We start from the raw sequence: 1,168 nt of genomic DNA, 5'->3' as shown, positions 1-1,168 counted from the left end.
CGCCAAAGGCGCCATCGACCGCACCAACCACAACGCCACCATCACGATCACGCTGGGTTTGACAGCAAGCCCAGCACCCTAACTACGCGGCATTGACGCTAACGCTCCACTGACCGAACGCGGCCGATTGCGGCTGGCGCAGTGTGTCGTCGATGACCATTGGCCACTACGCCGAGCCGCGGAACGGTTCCAGGTCAGCACAGGCACGGCGAAACGCTGGGCCGATCGCTACCGCACCGACGGGCCCGCCGGCATGCGCGACCGGTCCAGCCGCCCGCACCACAGCCCGAACCGCACACCACGCCCGATCGAACGCAAGGTCCTGCACCTGCGTAAGACCCGACGGCTCGGACCGGTACGCATCGGCTGGCTCCTCGGCATACCCGCCTCGACCTGCCACTCGGTCCTACGCCGCGCCGGCACCGCCCGCCTCGCGGATCTGGACCGCGGCACCCGGGAACCGGTACGCCGCTACGAACATGACCGGCCAGGAGACCTGGTCCACGTCGACGTCAAGAAACTCGGCAACATCCCTGACGGCGGCGGCCATCGCACCCAAGGACGAGCCCAAGGCAAACTCAACCGCACCGCGACACCCGGTCACAGCACCGACAAACGCGGCGGCGCCCGGCTCGGCTACGCCTACCTGCACACCGCCCTGGACGACCACTCCCGGCTGGCCTACACCGAAATCCTGACCGACGAGACCAAAGAAACCGCCGCCGCATTCTGGCGACGCGCCCACGCCTGGTTCACCGCCCACGGCATCACCGTCGTCCGGGTCCTGTCCGACAACGGCTCCTGCTACATCTCACGGCTCTGGCACGACACCTGCCACCAACTCGGCGTCACCGTGAAGAAGACCCAGCCCTACCGGCCCCAGACAAACGGCAAGGTCGAACGTTTCCACCGCACCCTCGCCGACGAATGGGCCTACGCCAAGGCCTACACCAGCGAGAACGCCAGACGCCGAGCCCTACCCCGATTCCTACACACCTACAATCACCACCGGCACCACTCCGCCATCGGCGGCCCACCCGCCAGCCGCGTTCCTAACCTCTCTGGGCAGAACACCTAGCGGGAGTTTCGCGGCTAGGTGCTCGTCCGGCGTGTAATCCGTTGCGGTGCTTGGATTTTAGGCCTGGATCGTGTATTACCCACATATGGC

Annotated in this window: 1 protein-coding gene; it reads left to right on the top strand. The window is 66.4% G+C overall.

Features of this window, described 5'->3' with window-relative positions:
* The first annotated feature begins 91 nt into the window (after window positions 1–91).
* Window positions 92–1,078 (top strand): IS481 family transposase, encoded by a 987-nt coding sequence (locus AB0E90_RS51705; RefSeq protein WP_360421246.1) that lies wholly within the window; start codon window positions 92–94, stop codon window positions 1,076–1,078.
* Window positions 1,079–1,168 lie beyond the last annotated feature (90 nt).

It is taken from the genome of Actinoplanes sp. NPDC026619 (assembly GCF_040638295.1).
GTDB lineage: Bacteria > Actinomycetota > Actinomycetes > Mycobacteriales > Micromonosporaceae > Actinoplanes.
The sequence above is the reverse complement of the archived record's forward strand: the minus strand, read 5'-3'. Positions and strand labels throughout refer to the sequence as shown.